This is a genomic window from Burkholderia sp. 8Y (genome assembly GCF_902506145.1).
In the GTDB taxonomy this organism is placed as follows: Bacteria; Pseudomonadota; Gammaproteobacteria; order Burkholderiales; family Burkholderiaceae; genus Caballeronia.
The window spans coordinates 3,078,837-3,099,370 of record NZ_LR733520.1; the positions used below are offsets into that span (position 1 = coordinate 3,078,837).

A 20,534-nucleotide genomic window follows, 5' to 3' on the forward strand; every position below is an offset into this window, starting at 1 on the left:
CGGTGAATCAAGCATGACACTCGACATTACCCAGTTCTATCAAACCTTCTTCGACGAAGCCGATGAACTGCTCGCGCAGATGGAGCAACTGCTGCTCGTCCTGGATATCGCGAATCCCGACCCCGAGGATCTCGCGGCGATCTTTCGCGCGGCTCACTCGATCAAGGGCGGCGCGGCGACGTTCGGCTTTACCGCGCTCACCGAAACGACGCACATTCTCGAATCGCTGCTGGATCGCGCACGCAACAACGAACTCGTGCTTCGCCGCGACATGATCGACACGTTCCTCGCGACGAAGGACGTGCTCTCGGACCAGCTCGCCGCGTATCGCGCAAGCGCCGAGCCGGATGCGGCCGCCGCCGCCGCGATCTGCGCGAAGCTCGAACGCCTGAAGAACGAAGACGCCGCGCCGCAGAGCGCGCCCGTCGCCGCTGAGCCGGTCACGCTGCCGGTCATCGGTGAAGCGGACGTCACGCCGGCCTACGAAGGCCCGAACGCGCCGCCCGCGCATGTCATCGCGCAAGCCGCCGAAGCCATCGAGGACGACGGCACCTGGGACGGCGCGTTCGAAGTCACCGACGGCGCAACGAATGCGGGAACCGCGGCCGGCACGCCGGCAGCGGAAGCAGGACCCCACCTGAAAATTACGCTACGGGGGGTGGGCGAGAAGGACCTGGCGACCTTGACCGAGGAGCTGGGGAACCTGGGTAGTATCGTCGGAGAGAAGAAGACCGACGCCGAACTCGTGCTTTGGCTCGATTCGGACGTCACCGCCGACGACATCGTGGCCGTGTGCTGCTTCGTGATCGATGAATCGCAGATTACGATTGGCCGCGGCGACGGGCATCACATTGCGCCGTCGGACGCGCCGCAGCCGGCGCAGGCCAAGCAACACACGCTACAGGCGCAGCCGCCCGTATCGCAGGCGCAGGAAGCGCCCGCATCCGCGGTTCAGCAAAAAGAAGAAGCGGCGAAGGCGGCGGCGAATGCGGAAACGCAAGCTGCCGCCGCCATCCCGTCACGCGACACCCAACACAAGGCCGCCACGAGCGACGCCGAGAAGAAAGCGCGCCCGGCCGCAGCGGCATCGGCGGAAGGCAGCTCCATTCGCGTCGGCGTGGAGAAAGTCGATCAGCTCATCAACCTGGTCGGCGAACTGGTCATCACGCAGGCGATGCTCGCGGAAACCACGAGCGCATTCGATCCTGCATTGCACGACCGTCTGTTCAACGGCATGGCGCAGCTCGAGCGCAACGCGCGCGACCTGCAAGAGGCCGTCATGTCCATCCGCATGATGCCGATGGATTACGTATTCAGCCGCTTCCCGCGCCTCGTGCGCGATATCGCGGGCAAGCTCGGCAAGGACGTGGAACTCGTCACGTTCGGTCAGGCGACCGAACTGGACAAGAGCCTGATCGAGCGCATCATCGATCCGCTCACGCACCTCGTGCGCAATTCGCTCGATCACGGCATCGAGACCGTGGAAGCGCGCCGCGCGGCGGGCAAGCCCGCGACGGGCCAGCTCGTGCTGTCGGCGGCGCATCACGGCGGCAACATCGTGATCGAAGTGAGCGACGACGGCGCCGGCCTGCGCCGCGACAAGATTCTCGCGAAGGCGCAGAAGCAGGGCATGCAGGTTTCCGAATCCATGACCGACGAGGAAGTCTGGCAACTCATCTTCATGCCGGGCTTCTCGACCGCCGAACAGGTGACGGACATTTCCGGCCGCGGCGTCGGCATGGACGTGGTGAAGCGCAACATCCAGTCGATGGGCGGCCACGTCGAAATCATGTCGCGCCAAGGCGCGGGCACGACCACAAAGATCGTGCTGCCGCTCACGCTCGCCATTCTGGACGGCATGTCGGTCAAGGTCGGCAACGAAATCTTCATTTTGCCGCTCAACTTCGTGATGGAGTCGCTGCAACCCGTCGCCGAGGACATCTACACGGTCGCGAACGGCGAGCGCGTGGTGCGCGTGCGCGGTGAATATCTGCCGCTGATCGCGCTGCATCAGGTGTTCTCGGTCGAAGGCGCGCGCACCGAGCCGACGCAGGGCATCGTCACGATCCTGCAAACGGAAGGCCGCCGCATGGCCATGCTGATCGACGAGCTCGTCGGCCAGCAGCAAGTGGTCGTGAAGAACCTCGAAACCAATTACCGCAAGGTGCACGGCATTTCGGCGGCGACGATTCTCGGCGACGGCAGCGTCGCGCTGATCGTCGACGTGGCCGCGCTCAACCGCGAATCGCGTGCGCAGCACTCGCACACTCATTAAACACATCGACCGAACCTGGGGTTTCTCATGGCAGACATTCAATCGATCCAAAACGCAACACTGTCGCGCCGCGATGCGCAGCACGCCGAAGCCGCCGGACAGGAATTCCTCGTCTTCACGCTCGGCGCCGAAGAGTACGGCATCGACATTCTGAAAGTGCAGGAAATTCGCGGCTACGACAGCGTCACGCGCATCGCGAACGCGCCCGCTTTCATCAAGGGCGTGATCAATCTGCGCGGCATCATCGTGCCGATCGTCGACATGCGTATCAAGTTCAATCTCGGGCGCGTCGAGTATGACAACCAGACGGTGGTCATCATCCTGAACGTCGCGCATCGCGTGGTCGGCATGGTGGTGGACGGCGTGTCGGACGTGCTCACGCTGACGCAGGATCAGGTGATGCCCGCGCCCGAATTCGGCGCGACGCTCACGTCGGAGTATCTCACCGGCTTGGGCACGGTGGATGGCCGCATGCTGATTCTGATGGATATCGAAAAGCTCATGACGAGCCGCGAGATGGAGTTGATCGACTCCGTCGCCGCTTGAAGAAGCGCCCCGAAGCGCCTGAAGAAGCGCCCGCAGAAGCGCCCGCACGCGTCGCGGGTCAAGGAAAGGAAGCCATGTTCAAGAAGTTGTCCATCCGCACGACGCTCACGCTCGTCGGTCTGTTGTTCGTCGGTTGCGCGGCCGTGATCGGCGCGCTTTCGCTCGTCGGCCTGAATTCCGCGAGCGCCTCGCTCACGTCGCTCGCCGAAGAGGACATGGTGGCGATGCGCGCGCTGGCGGAAACGTCGTCGTATCTGCTGCGCTCGCGCATCACGCTCGACCGCGTGCGTTCGCTCAGCGAAGCAGGCAGCGCCGACGAAGCCAAGAAGGCGATGGAGCGCGGCCAGTTCCTGCTCGACAAGAGCTACGAGAACTGGAAGCTCTATCTGGACACCAAAAAGCCCATGCTGCCGCAAGCGACGCTCGACGCGCTCGTCGCGCAGCACGATACGCTGATGAAGACCGGCGTCGAGCCGGAGTTCGCCGCGATGCGCGCGAACGACATGGCCGCGTACCACGCGATCGCCGACACGAAGATCAGCCCGATGTTCGTCGCGTTCGATCAGGCGGTCACCGCAGCCGTCGCGTTCCAGCAGAAACACGCGGACCAGTCGCGTGCCAGCGCGGCGTCGCAGAATTCGGCGCTCAGCATGGTCATCGGCGGATTGCTCGCGCTGTCGGGTCTGCTCCTGATCGCCACGCGCTTCGCGCTGCGCGGCCTAGTCGTGCAGCCGATCAACGACGCGGTGGAGCACTTCGAGCGCATCTCGCGCGGCGATCTCACGAAGTCGGCGCACACGGACAGCACGAACGAAATCGGCCGTCTGTTCGCGGGCATCGAGCGCATGCGCACGAACCTGACCGCGATGGTCGGCGCGGTGCATCGCGGCGCGGAATCCATCGATGTTGGCGCGCATGAGATCGCGAGCGGCAACACGGACCTGTCGCAGCGCACGGAAGAACAGGCGGCGTCCCTTCAGGAGACGGCGTCGAGCATGGAACAGCTCACGAGCACGGTGAAGCAGAACGCCGACAACGCGCGTCAGGCGAGTCAGCTCGCGGTGAACGCATCGGATATCGCGTCGCGCGGCGGCCAGGTGGTCGAGCAGGTCGTCAATACGATGAACGCAATCGCGTCGAGTTCGGGCAAGGTTGTGGACATCATCGGCGTGATCGAAGGCATCGCGTTCCAGACCAACATTCTCGCGCTGAACGCGGCCGTGGAAGCGGCGCGGGCCGGCGAGGAAGGACGCGGCTTCGCGGTCGTGGCGGGCGAAGTGCGCTCGCTCGCGCAGCGCAGCGCGGCGGCGGCGAAGGAAATCAAGACGCTGATCGGCGATTCGACCGAGAAGGTGCAAAGCGGCTCGCAGCTCGTGACGCGCGCAGGCGAAACCATGGGCGAGATCGTGCAGGCGGTGCGCCGCGTGACGGACATCATGGGCGAGATCAGCGCGGCGTCGGAGGAGCAGTCGGACGGCATCGAGCAGGTCAATCGCGCGGTCACGCAGATGGACAGCGTGACGCAGCAGAACGCGGCGCTCGTCGAGCAGGCGGCGTCGGCGGCGGCATCGCTCGAAGACCAGACGCGGCAGTTGAAGGACATCGTCGCGCAATGGCGCATCGCAAGCGCGGTGTCGGCGTCGGCTTCGGCATCGGCTTCAGTGTCCAGCTCGCCGAGCGCGGCGGTCGCGGCCGCGCGTCTTGCGCCCGCCGTGGCGAAGGGCGCGCGCGTCGAGCCGTCGTCGCGGGCATCGTTCGTTAGTGCAGCGAAAGTTGCGCAGCAGCCTAACGTCGCGCCGGAAATGGCCGTTATCAAGGATAAGGCACGCGATGCAGCGAAGCCGGCGAGCGCAGCGAAAGCCGCGCCCCGCGTGAGCGCACCGCCGGCAACCGCGCCGCGCGCAGCGAAGGCCACGACCGCCGACGACGGAGATTGGGAAACCTTCTAAGCGTATTGACTGGAAAGCGGCGTGCGCGCCGAGGGGGCAACGCCTCGGGCGCGTGGGCTGGGCAAGGTTGAAAGCAGGCAGGTAAGTACGCAGGCACGAAGGTACGCAGGAACGCAGGCACGCAGGAACGCAAGCACGCAAGCACGCAAGCACGCAAGCACGCAAGCACGCAAGCACGCAAGCACGCAAGCACGCAAGCACGCAAGCACGCAAGCACGCAAGCAGGCGCAAAACAGAGCAAAAGGCACGAAGATGGCAACGCGTAATGCAACCAACGCACGCGTCGAACTGGCCGGCGGCATACGCGGTCCGGAAGTCGAGCGCGATTTCGAATTCACCGTGGCGGACTTCGCCCGGATCCGCGAGCTGATACATCGCCGCGCGGGAATTTCGCTGTCCGACCACAAGCGCGACATGGCCTACAGCCGGCTCGCCCGACGCCTGCGCGCCTGCGGCATGGACACGTTCAAGCAGTACCTCGACCGTCTCGAATCCAACGACGACAACGCCGAGTGGGAAGCCTTCGTCAACGCACTGACGACCAACCTGACGGCGTTCTTCCGCGAGTCGCACCATTTCCCGCTGCTCGCGGATTTCGTGAAGCGTCGTCAGCAGCCGGTGTCGGTGTGGTGCTCGGCGGCATCGACGGGCGAGGAGCCGTATTCCATCGCGATGACGCTCGTCGAGGCGCTAGGCGAGCAGGCCGCGCGCCACTGCACCGTATTCGCGAGCGACATCGACAGCCAAGTGCTCGCCAAGGCCGACGCGGGCGTCTATTCGCTCGATCAGGTGAAGGCGATGCCGGTGGAACGCCTGAAGCGGTTCTTCCTGAAGGGCACCGGCTCGCACGCGGGCTTCGTCAGAGTACGTCCGGAATTGCGCTCGATGGTGAACTTCGGCCGCGTGAATCTGACCGACGCGCGCTACGACGTGAAAGGCCCATTCGACGCGATCTTCTGCCGCAACGTGATGATTTACTTCGACAAGCCGACGCAAGGACAGGTGCTCTCGCGCTTCGAGCCGTTGATGAAGTCAGGCGGCCTGCTGTTCGCCGGTCATTCGGAGAACTTCACGTATGTTTCGCAGGCGTTCCGGCTGCGCGGCCAGACCGTCTACGAACTGACGCGCGACACGAAAGCGGCGGGTGCGCAAAAGCGCGCGCTCGCGGGAGAGCCGGCATGAGCGGACTGCCGATCGCGTCGAACCTGTATTTCGACAACCATTTCAAGAAGCCGGGCGTGAAGCTGCTGCCGAACGAGTTCTACATGACGAGCGAAGACATGGTCCTCGTGACCGTGCTCGGCTCGTGCGTGGCGGCGTGCATCAACGATCGCACGGCGGGCATCGGCGGCATGAATCACTTCATGCTGCCCGATGACGGCTCGGACCCGTCGCACGCTTCGTCCGACTCCATGCGCTACGGCGCGTATGCGATGGAAGTGCTCATCAACGAGCTCATCAAGCGTGGCGGACGCCGCGAGCGGTTCGAAGCGAAAGTGTTCGGCGGCGGTGCGGTGCTCGCCGGGATGACGACGATCAACATCGGCGATCGCAACTCGGAGTTCGTGCGGCGCTATCTCGCGCTGGAAAAGATTCGCATCGTCGCCGAGGACTTGCAGGGCATGCACCCGCGCAAGGTCGCGTTCATGCCGCGCACGGGACAGGTGATGGTCAAGAAGCTGAAGACGCAGCACGATCCGGTCGTCGTCGAGCGCGAGCAGGCGCTCGTGCAGCGCACGCCGGAAGAGCGCGCGGAACGGCTCGCCCGGGCGCGTGCGCGTGTCGAGCTGTTCGGCGTCGAGCGCGCGAAGCCGGCGGCAGCAGTCGCGAAGCCGCGCGTCGAAATGTTCGGTGTGACGGCGGCAGCGCGTGCGACCCACGCAATCGCGCACACGGGGCGCGTCGCGAAGACGGTGGAGGAGGCGTGAGCATGTTGAATGCATCGAATGGCGGCAAAGAAGCCGCGCCGAAGATCAAGGTGCTGTGCGTCGACGATTCGGCGCTCGTGCGCAGCCTGATGACCGAGATCATCAATTCGCAGCCCGACATGCAGGTGTGCGCGACCGCGCCCGATCCGCTCGTCGCGCGCGAACTGATCAAGCTGCATAACCCCGACGTGCTGACGCTCGATGTCGAAATGCCGCGCATGGACGGACTCGACTTCCTCGAAAAGCTGATGCGCCTGCGGCCGATGCCGGTCGTGATGGTGTCGTCGCTGACGGAGCGCGGCAACGAAATCACGCTGCGCGCGCTGGAACTGGGCGCGGTCGACTTCGTGACGAAGCCGAAAGTCGGCATCCGCGACGGCATGTTGGATTACGCCGAGAAGCTCGCCGACAAGGTGCGCGCGGCGTCGCGGGCGCGCGTGCGGCAGATCGCGCATGCGGCGAGCGCGGCCAGCGCGGCGGCGCAACCGGGCGCGAAGCCCGCGCCGCTCATCAACAACCCGCTCGTCTCGACGGAAAAGCTCGTGATCGTCGGCGCATCGACGGGCGGCACGGAAGCGATCCGCGAAGTGCTGTTGCCGCTGCCGCCCGACGCGCCTGCCGTGCTGATCGCGCAGCACATGCCGCCGGGCTTCACGAAGTCGTTCGCGCAGCGCCTGAACGGGCTGTGCCGCATCACGGTGAAGGAAGCGGAGCACGGCGAGCGCGTGCTGCCGGGTCACGCGTATATCGCGCCGGGCCACGCGCACCTGGTGCTCGCGCGCAGCGGGGCGAACTACGTCGCGCATCTGTCGGATGCGCCGCCGGTGAACCGGCATCGTCCGTCGGTGGACGTGCTGTTCCGCTCGGCCGCGCAGCACGCGGGCAAGAACGCGATCGGCGTGATCCTGACCGGCATGGGCCGCGACGGCGCGGCGGGCCTGCTCGACATGCAGCAGGCGGGCGCTTACACGCTCGCCCAGGACGAAGCGAGTTGCGTGGTGTTCGGCATGCCGCGCGAAGCAATTGCAATGGGCGGCGCAAGCGAAGTCGCGCCGCTTTCTGAAATGAGCCGGCGCGTGATGGCGCGGCTTGCCTCGATGGGCGACCGCGTACAGCGCGTCTGAGTTATCTGAATTGAATTACGCGGTGTCACGCCGCATTGAGAATACACGGGAGCAATGATGGACAAGAACATGAAGATCCTCGTCGTCGACGATTTTCCGACGATGCGCCGTATCGTGCGCAATCTGCTGAAGGAGCTCGGCTACTCGAACGTCGACGAAGCGGAAGACGGCGCGGCGGGCCTCGCGCGTCTGCGCGGCGGCGGCTTCGACTTCGTGATCTCCGACTGGAACATGCCGAACCTCGACGGCCTTTCGATGCTGCAGCAGATTCGCGCGGACGCGACGCTCTCGCATCTGCCGGTGCTGATGGTCACGGCGGAATCGAAGAAGGAGAACATCATCGCGGCGGCGCAGGCAGGCGCGAATGGTTACGTGGTGAAGCCGTTCACGGCGGCCACGCTCGACGAGAAGCTCACCAAGATTCTCGAGAAGATGGCTAAAGCCGGGAGCTGATCGTGAACGATCTGACCACTGCACTTTCCGCTGTCGCCGCCGAGGCCGACAACGATTTTTCGAGCGACCGCATTCTCGCGCGCATCGGCCAGCTAACGCGCACGCTGCGCGACTCGATGCGCGAACTGGGTCTCGACAAGCAGGTCGAAGCAGCGGCGCAAGCCGTGCCCGACGCCCGCGACCGCCTGAAGTACGTCGCGACGATGACCGAGCAGGCGGCCGACCGCGCGTTAAACGCGATCGAGCTCGCCAAGCCGATGCAGGAAGCGATGCAGCGCGAAGCGCAGGCGCTCGACGAGCGTTGGGCGCAATGGTACGGCGCGCCGCTCGCGCAGGGCGAAGCGGGCGAACTGCTCGCGCAGACGCGCAGTTTTTTACAAAGCGTGCCGGAAAAGACGCAGGCGACCAACACGCAACTGCTGGAAATCATGCTCGCGCAGGATTTTCAGGATCTGACCGGCCAGGTGATCAAGAAGATCACGGACGTCGTGTATCTGATCGAACAGCAATTGCTGGGCGTGCTGCTGGAGAACATTGCGCCCGAGCGGCGTGAGCAGTTCGCGGCGTCGGCGGCGGCGCTCGTGTCGGCGAGCGGCAGCCCCGAGGCGCTGCTCAACGGCCCGCAGATCAATCCGCAAGGACGCAGCGACGTCGTGCAAGATCAGTCGCAAGTCGACGATCTTCTCGCGAGCCTGGGTTTCTGAGGCTTCCTGCACGTAGCTTCCTGCTCTCAAGCCACACGAAAACGCGGAACGCCTCCCCGGATGCGTTCCGCGTTCTTGCGTGCGCGCCGATTTCTGACCTCGACGGCTGCTTCTAGCAAAGCATCTATCGACGCGGAACTTCTGCCCGGCTTACTGTTCGATTCATCCGTCCCCAAGTCCGCGTAATTTGCGCGTAACGCGGCCCTTTTGCGGGATTTGGCATACTGATGGCTATAGCATCCGTACGATGCTTCAATCGGCACGCGTGCCGCAGTCCCGAAAATGGCGCGCGGCCCCGGCAGGCAACCATCCACAGGAATCGACAGGAGGCCCAGTGAAGGAACCGAAGCAACCCCGTCATGGGCATCTCAGGCTAACGTTGGCCTTTCTTGCAGGCGCGCTCAGCGTCTGCGCAGCCGGACCGGCGCGCGAGGCGCTCGGCGGCGACCCGCTGACCGCGCCGCAAGGCGCTACCGCCGCGAACGCCGTCGTGCACGCCGCGACGGGCGCGTCCGGCGCATCGGCGGCATCGGCGGCATCGAATTACACCGTCCGCTCGACGACGCTCGCGAGCGGCACCGTCATCAATGAATATGTGTCGTCCGGCGGCACGGTGTTCGGCATCGCCTGGCGCGGGCCGCGCGTGCCCGACCTGGCGACGCTGCTCGGCAGCTATTTCCCGCAGTATCAGCAAGCCTTGCTCGCGCAGCGCGCCGCACGCGGCGGACGCGGGCAGGTGAGCGTGCAGGATTCGGGTCTCGTGGTGCATTCGGGCGGTCACATGGGCGCTTTCTCGGGCAGCGCGTACCTGCCGCAGTCTTTGCCCGCCGGCGTATCCGCCAGCGACATCCAGTAAGCGACGGGAGAATCCGACAATGCTCAGAAAGACACTCGGCCTCGGCCCGGCTTCTTCCCGGCGCGCCGGCAACCCGGCGCGCTGGCTCGGCGCGCTGTTTCTCGCGCTCACGCTCGCCGCATGCGGCGGCGGCAGCGACGACCATTCCAGCTCCAGCAGCGGCGGCTCGTCGGGCGGCAGTTCCGGCGGCGGCTCGTCCAGCACGGCGAACGCCCAGCCGATCACGCCCAACGGCACGAACGCGGTGCCCATCACGGTCAACGGCGGCGTCGCGAACTTCGTCAATATTCCGAATGTTTCAGTGACGGTCTGCGCGCCCGGCACGAACGTTTGTCAGACCATCGACAACATTCAGATTGATACCGCTTCCTTCGGCCTGCGCATTCTGAGTTCGGCGGCGCAGTCGGTCATCGGCGCGCTGCCGGTGTCGAAGGCGCAGAACGGCGGGCAACTCGCGGAGTGTGCCGGTTTCGCGGACGGCTACACGTGGGGCACCGTGCGTCAGGCGGACGTGCATATCGGTTCCGAAGTGGCGAGCGCGCTGCCGGTGCAGATCATCGGCGATCTGAACGCGTCGTCGGCGCCGACCGGCATGAACGGATGTCCGTCGGGCAACGACGAGAACACCGCCGCCGAAATCGGCGCGAACGGCATTCTCGGCATCGGCACGCTGGCGCAGGACTGCGGAAGCAATTGCGCGACGACCGCGCTGAACGGCACGTACTTCTCGTGTACCAACGGCGCGAATTGCACGGGCACCGTGGTTCCGGTCGCGCAGCAAGTGGCGAATCCCGTTCAGAAATTCCCGGTCGACAACAACGGCGTGATCGTTCAGTTGCCGCCCGTCCCGGATACCGGCGCGGCGAGCGCGAGCGGCACGCTGATATTCGGCATCGGCACGCAGAGCAACAACACGCTCAGCGGCGTGACGAAGCTCGGCACGGATGTCTACGGCGACCTCGGCGGCACCTACAAGGGGACGAGCTACCAGACGTTCTTCGATACGGGCTCGAATGGCAACTTCTTCCAGGACAGCTTCCCGTTGTGTTCGAGCACGAGCGTGTTCTATTGCCCGACGTCCGAGCAGTCGCTGACGGCGACGGTTTCGGGCACTGACGGCAACACCGCGACCGTGCCGTTCAGCCTCGTGAACGCGCGCACGCTGACATCGGGCACTGGAAAGTTCGCGTTCAACAGCTTGGGCGGCCAGTTGGGCATGACCGGCATGTTCGACTTCGGCATGCCGTTCTTCTACGGCCGGCACGTGTATGTCGGATACGGCAGCGCGCCGTACGTGGCGTTCTGACGAGCCGCGCATGACAAAAAAATCCGGCCTCTGGCCGGGCCTCTGGCCGGATTTTTTTTCGTCTACTGCCGAGAGCCAGGCGGCCGCGGCTTGCGCGGCGCGCGCTCGAAAAGCGGATCGTAAAGCCAGCGCGGCAACACATGCAGCAGCATGCCGACAACGCGCATCTGCCACGGAAACGTCGCGTAGCGCACCTTTCGCGCGATAGCATCGGCGGTTTTCGCGGCGAAGCGGTCGGCATCCATCAGAAAGGGCATGCGATACGGATTGTGCGCGGTCATCTCCGAGCGCACGTAGCCCGGCGCGATGGTCACGACCGCGACGCCCTGCGGCCGCATTTCCACGCGCAGCGATTCCAGATACTTCGCCGCCGCCGATTTCGACGCGCTGTACGCGCCCGAGCCCGGCAGCCCGCGCACGCCCGCGACGCTCGCAAGGCCGACGAGCGTGCCGCGCCGCGCGGCCGTCATCGACGCGATGAACGGCTCGAACGTCGCGACCATGCCGAAGTAGTTCACGTCCATCACGGCGCGGAACGTGTCCAGCTCGCCGTGGCCGGTGAGCGCGCCCTGACTGATGCCCGCGTTCGCGATCACGATGTCCGCCGAGCCATGCTCCGCGATGAAACGGCGCGCGGCATCGGCGAGCGCGTCGGGCTCGCGGACATCGGCGGGATAGATTGAAATCAACGCCTGAGGATGGCGTGCGGCGAATGCCGCGAGAGACTCGGCGCGTCGGGCGACGAGGCCGAGCACGGCCCCGCGCTTCACGTATTCTTCGGCCAGTGCCAGGCCGATTCCACTCGACGCGCCGGTGATGAAGACCTTCAACGGAACTGCGTTCATACCGGCGTCAGGCAATTACATCTTTTTGTCGCGCACTTGCTGCACGAGGAAGTCCATCACCTGCGTGGTGCCCTGCAAGCTGTTGGTCTGCGCGGGACCGGTCACGTACTTGCCCTGCACGACGACGGTCGGCACGCCTTCGATCTTGTAGTCCTGCAGCAGCTTGGCATCGCGCTGGACGTCGCTCTGCGTCGAGAACGAGTTGTACGCGTCCATGTACTTCTTCTTGTCGACGCCCTGCGTCGCGAGGAAGTCGGCCTGCGCCTGCGGCGTCAGCAGATAGTCCTTCTTCACGTGGATTTCGTTGAACACGGCCGGCGTGACCTTTTCCGCGACGCCGAGCGCGACGAGCGCGTGATACATCTTCGAATGCGGGATGAAGTCGTCGCGGAACGCCACCGGCACGCGCTTGAACACGACGTCCGGCCCCTGCTTCTTCTCCCATGCCTCGATGTACGGCTCGAATTCGTTGCAGTGCGGGCAGCCGTACCAGAAGAACTCGATGACTTCGACCTTGCCCGCCGGCGCGCCGATGGGCTGCGGCGCTTGCATCACCGTGTAATCCTTGCCTGCGGCGGGAGCGGCCGATGCCGTGCCCGCGACGCTGAACGACGCGGCGGCAATGCCGAGAGAAAGGGCGAACGCGCTAAAGATTTTTTTCATGATCGAAAAAGTGCGAAGGTGCAACGTGAAGGCTGACGTGGCGGATGCGTGGCAGTCCTCAAGTGGGACATACGACGCTTAAGCCGGGCTTAAGGCGCGCGGCGCTTGGGGCAGCTCGAGCACGCGGGCGCCGTCCTCAACGCGTTATTGCTTCGAAAAGCGGATCACGGCCGTATCGACGCCTGCGTCGGACAGACGCTGACGCGCCGAATTCATGTCCTCGAACTTGGCGAACGGACCGATACGCACGCGATAGTACGTCACACCGCCTGCATCGCGCTGCGTGACTTTCGATTCGAAACCCTGGAAGCCCAGACGCGCACGCTGCTGCTCGGCATCGGCCTGCGTCTTGTACGCGCCCACTTGCAGGAAATAGCCGGTGTTGACGTCGCCGGGTGCGGGCGGCGTGGTCTTGGCGGTCGCGGGCGGCGCGGAACCGGTCTTCGGCGGCGTGGCGGCGGTCGTGGAACCGCTCGTGCCTGCCGCGCCCGGCGCCGCTTCAGGCTTCTTCGCGATGGTCGGACTCGCGGTGCGGGGCGCGGAGGCCGTCGCGCCGCTCGGCGGCACTTCGACGATCTGCGGCTCGTCCAGCATTCCCGACGATTGCGTCTGATTGGTGCTCTGGCCCGGCGCGGTGTTCGGCGGCGTGGGCTGCGCGGCTTGCGGCACGGCCTGGCCCGGCGACTTGCCTTGCAGCGGGCGATTCGGGTCGTACGGCTGCGCGGCGGGCGCGGAAGACGACTCGGCTGGCGGTGCGACCTTGGCGACGAATGGCGTGGGCGCACGCGTGATGTACAGCGCGACGATCACGGCGATCGCGAGTCCGACGATCAGACCGAGCACGATGCCGAGAAACGTTCCCCCCGTTTGCTTCGACTGCGATTGCTTCGACGTGCGGCTTGGTTTTGCCATCGTATGAATCACCTGCAAAAAGTCTTCGAGTTGGCCGACGATTATAGCCGCCGCGTGACGCGAGCCCGCGCCAGGCTGCCGTCCGCGCACGCCGAATGGTTCACAAAGTTACAGGCGCGCGCACCGTAAAACGCGCACGACAGAACGCGCCGCCGATTACATCTTCTGGGGAGCCGACACGCCGATGGTCGAAAGGCCGTTTTCGAGCACCTGACGCGTGGCCGCGAGCAGCGCGATGCGCGCCGTGCGCTCCTTGTCGTCGTCCACGAGCACGCGCTCCGCATTGTAGAACGAGTGAAATTCGCCAGCGAGATCGCGCAGATAGAAGGCAACCGCATGCGGCGCGAGTTCGTCGGCGGCGTGCGCGAGCATGTCGGGGAACTCGGCGAGCTTGTTGAGGAGCGCCATCGCGCGCGGACTCGACAGCGGTTCGAGATTCGCCTGCGCCGCTTGCGTCAGGTCGCCGCCGTAGCGTTCCTTCCAGTCGTTGAGGATCGTGCAGATGCGCGCGTGCGCGTACTGGACGTAATAGACCGGATTTTCGTCGTTCTGCTTGAGCGCGAGGTCGATATCGAACACGAACTCGGTGTCGGCCTTGCGCGAAATGAGGAAGAAGCGCACGGCGTCGCGGCCGCGACGGATCATCGCTTCGTCGAGCTGATCGGGCGCGGCTTCGCTGCCCGGCGTCATGCCGCCCGACCATTCGATCAGATCGCGCACCGTCACGTAACTGCCCGCGCGCTTGGAGATCTTCACTTCCTGCCCGTCGCGCATGACCGTGACCATCTTGTGCAGCACGTAGTCGGGATAGCCCTTCGGAATGCCGACGCCGAGCCCTTGCAGCCCGGCCCGCACGCGCGCGATGGTGCCGTGATGGTCCGAGCCCTGCACGTTGATGACCTTGGTGAAGCCGCGCTGCCACTTGGTCACGTGATACGCCACGTCCGGCACGAAGTACGTGTACGTGCCGTCGGACTTCTTCATCACGCGGTCTTTGTCGTCGCCGTCGTCGGTGGTGCGCAGCCAGAGCGCGCCGTCCTGCGCGTAGGTCTTGCCGGCATCGATCAGCGCCTTCACCGTCTCTTCGACGCGCCCTTCCTTGTACAGCGACGACTCCAGATAGAACTGGTCGAACTTCACGCCGAAAGCGGTCAGGTCCATGTCCTGTTCGTGCCGCAGATAGGCCACCGCGAAATGACGGATGGCTTCGAGGTCGTTCACGTCGCCTGTGCCCTTGACCGGCTCGCCGTCCTTCGCCGCGACGGTCGCACCTGCCATGTAGTCGCGCGCGATGTCGGCGATGTACTCGCCGTTGTACGCGGCCTCGGGCCACTCGGCGTCGCCCGGCTTGAAGCCGCGGGCGCGCGCCTGCGTCGAGATGGCGAGATTGCCGATCTGCACGCCGGCGTCGTTGTAATAGAACTCGCGATGCACCGCGTAGCCTTGCGTCGCGAGCAGGTTCGAGAGCGCGTCGCCGAGCGCCGCCTGCCGGCCGTGGCCGACATGCAGCGGACCGGTCGGGTTCGCCGACACGAATTCGACCAGCACGCGCTTGCCCGCATCGCGCGCCGAACGGCCGTACGCCGCGCCTTCGCCGAGCACCGCCGGGATCACGTCTTGCTTTGCTTTTGCCGCGAGACGCAGATTGATAAAGCCCGGGCCGGCGACTTCCGCGCTCTCGACCAGTCCCTTCGCGGCCGGATGACCGAGCACTGCATCGACGATCTGTTGCGCGAGCTGACGCGGATTCGCGCGCAGCGGCTTGGCGAGCTGCATCGCGACATTCGACGCCACGTCGCCATGCGCGGCGACCTTCGGCCGCTCGAGCACGATCGCGGGCGCGATGAAAGCGGCCTCGGTTGCGCCTTGCGTGGCTTGCGCGACCTGCTTGACCGCGTCGGAGAGGAGCGTTTCCAGGGTTTCTTTGTGTGCAGGCAGCATGCTGAATGTGATCCAGTGGAGCGAGTGCGGAGTGATACGCGACAGGTGCGGGCGAAGCGGGGCGCCGATTTGACGCGGCCGATGAGCCGACGATGAATCGACCACTGCGCGACCGGGACGTGCGTGTAGTGCGCCGCGACCTGCCGACGAGGCCGGCCACGGCTGAAACCGGGATTTTAGCAGGTGCTAAACTGTCTATTCAGGGTGGTTGTTCTGCAAAGATCGGCTTGTCGGCGCGGCTCGCATTCGCCCCGGCTGTCATCCAACATAAGGAAAAGGACTCTCCCATGCTGATCACATTCAAAACCATGGCTGCACCGGATGTCATGATGCTCGACAACCTCGCGGAGTATCTGCTGGGCATCATCGGCAAGCAGCTGACCGCACGCGGCGTCATCACGCATGACGAACTGCCAGCGGCCATCGAAAAGCTCGAGGCGGCGGTCGTCAGCGACAAGAAAGAACGCGCCGAGCACGACGGCCACTTCCACGAAGGCGAAGAAGGCCACGATCCGCACGAGATTCCCATCGGGCTTGCGCAACGGGCGTATCCGTTTCTCGACATGCTGCGTCTCGCGCGCAAAGAGAACAAGGACATTCTCTGGGGCGTCTGAGCGCAGGCGGCGCTGAAACGAAAAACCCCGCACCGGCGACGATGCGGGGTTGCTTCCTGCTGACTCGCTCGGGCCGCGCCGCTTACTGCGACTGACCGTTGCTCGGAGTCTTCGGCTTTTTGGCCGTCTTCGGCTTCTTCTTGTGTTCGGCCTGCGGCGGCGAGTATGAGGATGCCTGCGTGCTGCTCGCCTGCGCGAACGCGGCCGGACTCGACGCTGCGAGCACAGCCGCGGCGATCGCGATGGTTACGGCGGACGTCATCTTCTTCATGCGACTTTCTCCGTGGCTAAAGAGTGCGTGGCCGCCGTCATGGCGGTTCATCGCAGCGACAAGTCTACGGAAATAAAAAACTTCCCGCCCATCACGCGGCGCTTTTTTTCCCTATCACACGCAGCGTATGTCGTGGCGCAACGCTCTGTGCGTGCGTTTATCGAAGCGGCGCGAGCGCGCGTTGCGCGTCCGCCGATGAAATGCCCATGCGTTCTGCGAAGCTCTGCACCTGATCGTCGCCGATCTTGCCGACCGAAAAGTACGTGCTCTCCGGATGCGCGAGATAGAAGCCCGACACGCTCGCCGCCGGCATCATGGCGAGCGATTCGGTCAGACTCATGCCGATGTCCTCTGCCTGAAGCACTTCGAACATATCGCGCTTCACGAGATGGTCCGGGCACGCCGGATAGCCGGGCGCGGGACGAATGCCGCTGTACTTCTCCGCGATGAGAGCGGCGTTGTCCAGCGTTTCGTTCGCCGCATAGCCCCACAGTTCGCGGCGCACGCGCGCATGCAGCGCCTCCGCGAAGGCTTCCGCGAAACGGTCGGCGAGCGCCTTTAGCATGATCGCGCTGTAGTCGTCGTGATCGGCGGCGAACTGCTGCTCTTTCTTGTCGACGCCCAAGCCCGCCGTCACCGCGAAAAGACCGATGTAATCGGCGACGCCCGACTCTTTCGGGGCGATGAAGTCGGCGAGCGAGCGATTCGGCCGCATGACGCCATCGACGACCGGCCGCACGCTTTGCTGACGCAGATTGCGCCAGGTCATCGCCACTTTCGAGCGCGACTCGTCCGTGTAGATTTCGATGTCGTCGTCATTCACCGTGTTCGCGGGCAACAGCGTGATGACGCCGTTCGCCGTGAGCCAGCGGCCCTGGATGATGCGCGAGAGCATCGACTTGCCGTCCGAGAACACGCGCCGCGCCGATTCGCCGACGATCTCGTCGTTCAGAATGGCCGGATACGGTCCCGCGAGATCCCACGTCTGGAAGAACGGCCCCCAGTCGATATAGTTCGCCAGGTCCGCGAGGTCGTAGTTCCGGAACACGCGCCGCCCGATGAAGCTCGGCTTCTTGGGTGTGTACGCGCTCCAGTCGATCTTCGTCTTGTTGGCGCGCGCCTCGGCGTAAGTGACCATCGGCTGCGCCTTCTTGTTCGCGTGCTGCGTGCGGATGCGTTCGTAGTCGGTCTTCAGTTCGTCGAGATACTTCGCCGCGCCTTCGTCCGACAAGAGGCTCGACGCGACCGACACCGAGCGCGACGCGTCCGCCACGTACACGACCGGGCCATCGTAATGCGGCGCGATCTTCACGGCGGTATGCACGCGCGAAGTCGTCGCGCCGCCGATCAGAAGCGGCGTCTGCTTGCCGCGGAAGTACTCGTCGCGCTGCATTTCGGAGGCGACGTAGGCCATCTCTTCGAGGCTCGGCGTGATGAGTCCCGACAGACCGATGATATCCGCGCCTTCTTCCTTCGCCTTTTGCAGAATGGTCGCGCAGGGCACCATCACGCCCATGTTCACGACTTCGAAGTTGTTGCACTGGAGCACGACCGACACGATGTTCTTGCCGATGTCGTGCACATCGCCCTTCACGGTCGCGATGACGATCTTGCCCTTGGACCGCACGTCCGCGCCGGCATCGGCGAGACGCTTCTTCTCTTCTTCGATGAACGGAATCAGGTGCGCAACCGCCTGCTTCATCACGCGCGCCGACTTCACCACTTGCGGCAGGAACATCTTGCCCGCGCCGAAGAGGTCGCCGACGATGTTCATGCCGTCCATCAGCGGCCCTTCGATGACGTTGATCGGCCGGCCGCCGGCTTGCTCGATCTTCGCGCGCACTTCCTCGGTATCTTCGACGATGAAGGTCGTGATGCCGTGCACGAGCGCATGGGAAAGCCGCGCTTCGACCGGCTGGTTGCGCCATTCGAGGTTCTCTTCTTTCTTCGCCGCGCCGGTCTTGAACTTGTCGGCGCTTTCGAGCAGACGGTCAGTGGCGTCTTCACGGCGATTGAGCACGACGTCTTCGACGCGCTCGCGCAAATCAGGATCGAGATCGGCATAGACGCCGAGCTGTCCCGCATTCACGATGCCCATATCCATGCCCGCCTGAATCGCGTGGTAGAGGAACACGGTGTGAATGGCTTCGCGCACCGGATCGTTGCCGCGAAACGAGAACGAGACGTTCGACACGCCGCCGCTCACCTTCGCGTGCGGCAGGTTCTTTTTGATCCAGCGCGTCGCGTTGATGAAATCGACCGCGTAATTGTTGTGCTCCTCGATGCCCGTCGCGATGGCGAAGATGTTCGGGTCGAAGACGATGTCTTCCGGCGCAAAGCCCACTTCGTTCACGAGAATCTCATACGACCGCTTGCAGATTTGCGTCTTGCGCTCGAAGGTGTCGGCCTGGCCTTTTTCGTCGAAGGCCATGACGACGGCGGCCGCGCCGTAGCGGCGAATCAGCTTCGCGTGATGACGGAACGCGTCTTCGCCTTCCTTCAGCGAGATCGAATTGACGATGGCCTTGCCCTGCACGCACTTGAGCCCGGCCTCGATCACCTCGAACTTGGAGGAGTCGATCATGATCGGCACGCGCGCGATATCCGGCTCGGACGCGATCAGATTCAGAAAGCGCACCATCGCGGCTTTCGAATCGAGCATGGCTTCGTCCATGTTCACGTCGATGACCTGCGCGCCGTTTTCCACCTGTTGTCGCGCGACGGCCAGCGCCTCGTCGAACTGGCCGTTCAAAATCATGCGCGCGAACGCCTTGGAGCCCGTGACGTTCGTGCGTTCGCCGACGTTGATGAAGAGCGAGCCTTCGGTGACGTTGAACGGCTCGAGGCCGGAAAGACGCATCGTGTGATCGGTCATGGTCGTTCGATTCTCTTGTGTTGCGCTGGGTCGATTCGGGCAGTACTCAAGCGGCGTCGCGGTATTGCGAAGGGAAGACGCGCGGCTTGACTTGCGCGAGCGCCTTCGCGATCTCCGCGATGTGCTCCGGCGTGGTCCCGCAGCATCCGCCCGCGAGATTGACGAGTCCCGCTTGCGCGAACTCCTTGAGCAGCCCCGACGTCACGTCGGGAGTTTCGTCGAAGCCCGTGTCGCTCATCGGATTCGGCAGGCCGGCGTTCGGATAGCACGACACGTAGGTATCGCACAGCTTCGACAGCTCGGCGATATACGGGCGCATCAGCGCCGCGCCGAGCGCGCAGTTCAGCCCGAACGTGAGCGGCTTCGCGTGACGCAGCGAGTTCCAGAACGCCTCGACGGTCTGCCCCGAGAGAATGCGCCCCGACGCGTCCGTGACCGTGCCGGAAATCATGATCGGCAGACGTTCTCCCGTGTTGTCGAACAGTTCATCCAGCGCGAAGAGCGCGGCTTTTGCGTTCAGCGTGTCGAAGATGGTCTCGACGAGAAAGAGATCGCAGCCCGCATCCAGCAGCGCCTTCGCCTGCTCGTAATAAGCCTCGCGCAATTCGTCGAAGCTGACGTTGCGCGCGCCGGGATCGTTCACGTCCGGCGAAATGCTCGCGGTCTTCGGCGTCGGCCCGATCGCGCCCGCGACGAAGCGCGGCTTGTCCGGCGTCGAGAAGGCATCGCAGGCTTCGCGGGCCAGCTTCGCCGATGCCAGATTCATCTCGGCGGCGAGGTCTTCCATGCCGTAATCGGCCTGCGCGACGCGCGTTGCACCAAACGTGTTCGTCTCGATGATGTCCGCACCCGCCGCGAGGTACTTGTCGTGAATCTCGCGGATGATCTGCGGCTGCGTGATCGAGAGCAACTCGTTGTTGCCCTTGATATCGCGGCCGTAGTCCTTGAAGCGATCGCCGCGATACGCGGCTTCGTCCAGCTTGTAACGCTGGATCATCGTGCCCATCGCGCCATCGAGAATCAGGATGCGCTGCTGCAACAGCGCGGGAAGCGCGGCGCCGCGCGTGTAATCGCGCCGGGGCGCAGCAGCGCCCGAGGCATTTGAAAGGCTCGGAGTGGCGTTCTGGTTCATGACGGACAGGCCCTGCACCGGAGAGGAAATAGTCCGTCATTGTAGCCGCAGCGCGGGGCGGTCGCTCTCGGCGCGGCACGCTTCGTGGCGAAGCGCGCGGGCAAAAAAAAAACCCCGCCAAGGCTTCGGCGGGGTCTTTT

At 64.6% G+C, this 20,534-nt stretch carries 18 protein-coding genes; 11 read left to right on the plus strand and 7 right to left on the minus strand.

The window, feature by feature from the left end; genetic code table 11:
- The first annotated feature begins 13 nt into the window (after window positions 1-13).
- The 10 genes from cheA to GV035_RS25145 all read left to right on the plus strand — a co-directional run bounded on the left by cheA (window position 14) and on the right by GV035_RS25145 (window position 11,141).
- Window positions 14-2,275: a chemotaxis protein CheA gene (gene cheA / locus GV035_RS25100; protein WP_159837732.1), complete on the plus strand. Its 2,262-nt coding sequence runs from the start codon at window positions 14-16 to the stop codon at window positions 2,273-2,275.
- Window positions 2,276-2,302: 27 nt separating this feature from the next.
- Window positions 2,303-2,821 (plus strand): chemotaxis protein CheW, encoded by a 519-nt coding sequence (gene cheW, locus GV035_RS25105; RefSeq protein ID WP_159837734.1) that lies wholly within the window; start codon window positions 2,303-2,305, stop codon window positions 2,819-2,821.
- A 74-nt stretch (window positions 2,822-2,895) separates the two neighbouring features.
- On the plus strand, window positions 2,896-4,770 hold the full coding sequence (locus GV035_RS25110) for a methyl-accepting chemotaxis protein (RefSeq protein ID WP_159837736.1): 1,875 nt from the start codon (window positions 2,896-2,898) through the stop codon (window positions 4,768-4,770).
- 252 nt (window positions 4,771-5,022) lie between these two features.
- Window positions 5,023-5,952 (plus strand): CheR family methyltransferase, encoded by a 930-nt coding sequence (locus tag GV035_RS25115; RefSeq protein ID WP_159837738.1) that lies wholly within the window; start codon window positions 5,023-5,025, stop codon window positions 5,950-5,952.
- On the plus strand, window positions 5,949-6,698 hold the full coding sequence (gene cheD, locus GV035_RS25120) for a chemoreceptor glutamine deamidase CheD (RefSeq protein WP_159837740.1): 750 nt from the start codon (window positions 5,949-5,951) through the stop codon (window positions 6,696-6,698). Before GV035_RS25115 ends, cheD begins: the two co-directional genes overlap by 4 nt.
- A gap of 2 nt (window positions 6,699-6,700) precedes the next feature.
- Window positions 6,701-7,822 (plus strand): protein-glutamate methylesterase/protein-glutamine glutaminase, encoded by a 1,122-nt coding sequence (locus GV035_RS25125; protein WP_159837742.1) that lies wholly within the window; start codon window positions 6,701-6,703, stop codon window positions 7,820-7,822.
- A gap of 57 nt (window positions 7,823-7,879) precedes the next feature.
- Window positions 7,880-8,275: a chemotaxis response regulator CheY gene (gene cheY / locus GV035_RS25130; RefSeq protein WP_159837744.1), complete on the plus strand. Its 396-nt coding sequence runs from the start codon at window positions 7,880-7,882 to the stop codon at window positions 8,273-8,275.
- A gap of 2 nt (window positions 8,276-8,277) precedes the next feature.
- A complete protein-coding gene (gene cheZ, locus GV035_RS25135; protein WP_159837746.1) occupies window positions 8,278-8,979 on the plus strand; it encodes a protein phosphatase CheZ in 702 nt (233 codons plus the stop codon).
- 334 nt (window positions 8,980-9,313) lie between these two features.
- A complete protein-coding gene (locus tag GV035_RS25140; RefSeq protein ID WP_159837748.1) occupies window positions 9,314-9,835 on the plus strand; it encodes a DUF2844 domain-containing protein in 522 nt (173 codons plus the stop codon).
- Window positions 9,836-9,854: 19 nt separating this feature from the next.
- On the plus strand, window positions 9,855-11,141 hold the full coding sequence (locus GV035_RS25145; protein WP_159837750.1) for a DUF3443 domain-containing protein: 1,287 nt from the start codon (window positions 9,855-9,857) through the stop codon (window positions 11,139-11,141).
- A gap of 62 nt (window positions 11,142-11,203) precedes the next feature.
- Here GV035_RS25145 and GV035_RS25150 read toward each other — a convergent pair whose 3' ends face one another.
- The 4 genes from GV035_RS25150 to argS all read right to left on the minus strand — a co-directional run bounded on the left by GV035_RS25150 (window position 11,204) and on the right by argS (window position 15,502).
- Window positions 11,204-11,986 carry an SDR family oxidoreductase gene (locus GV035_RS25150; RefSeq protein WP_159837752.1) on the minus strand — a complete coding sequence of 261 codons (783 nt, stop codon included), beginning with the start codon at window positions 11,984-11,986 and terminating at the stop codon, window positions 11,204-11,206.
- A gap of 15 nt (window positions 11,987-12,001) precedes the next feature.
- Window positions 12,002-12,649 carry a thiol:disulfide interchange protein DsbA/DsbL gene (locus GV035_RS25155; protein ID WP_159837754.1) on the minus strand — a complete coding sequence of 216 codons (648 nt, stop codon included), beginning with the start codon at window positions 12,647-12,649 and terminating at the stop codon, window positions 12,002-12,004.
- Between the two features lie 144 nt (window positions 12,650-12,793).
- Entirely contained in the window at window positions 12,794-13,561 is a 768-nt protein-coding gene (locus GV035_RS25160; RefSeq protein ID WP_159837756.1) for an SPOR domain-containing protein, read from the minus strand.
- Window positions 13,562-13,717: 156 nt separating this feature from the next.
- Window positions 13,718-15,502: an arginine--tRNA ligase gene (argS, locus tag GV035_RS25165; protein WP_159837758.1), complete on the minus strand. Its 1,785-nt coding sequence runs from the start codon at window positions 15,500-15,502 to the stop codon at window positions 13,718-13,720.
- 287 nt (window positions 15,503-15,789) lie between these two features.
- Here argS and GV035_RS25170 point away from each other — a divergent pair, with 287 nt between their 5' ends.
- Window positions 15,790-16,116, plus strand: a complete 327-nt coding sequence (locus GV035_RS25170) for a DUF1840 domain-containing protein (protein WP_159838211.1) — start codon at window positions 15,790-15,792, stop codon at window positions 16,114-16,116.
- 82 nt (window positions 16,117-16,198) lie between these two features.
- Here GV035_RS25170 and GV035_RS25175 read toward each other — a convergent pair whose 3' ends face one another.
- From GV035_RS25175 to GV035_RS25185, 3 genes are all read right to left on the minus strand, one after another.
- Complete coding sequence (locus GV035_RS25175; protein ID WP_159837760.1) at window positions 16,199-16,387, minus strand: hypothetical protein; 189 nt, start codon at window positions 16,385-16,387, stop codon at window positions 16,199-16,201.
- 157 nt (window positions 16,388-16,544) lie between these two features.
- On the minus strand, window positions 16,545-19,262 hold the full coding sequence (gene metH, locus GV035_RS25180; protein ID WP_159837762.1) for a methionine synthase: 2,718 nt from the start codon (window positions 19,260-19,262) through the stop codon (window positions 16,545-16,547).
- Window positions 19,263-19,308: 46 nt separating this feature from the next.
- Entirely contained in the window at window positions 19,309-20,394 is a 1,086-nt protein-coding gene (locus tag GV035_RS25185) for a homocysteine S-methyltransferase family protein (RefSeq protein ID WP_159837764.1), read from the minus strand.
- Window positions 20,395-20,534 lie beyond the last annotated feature (140 nt).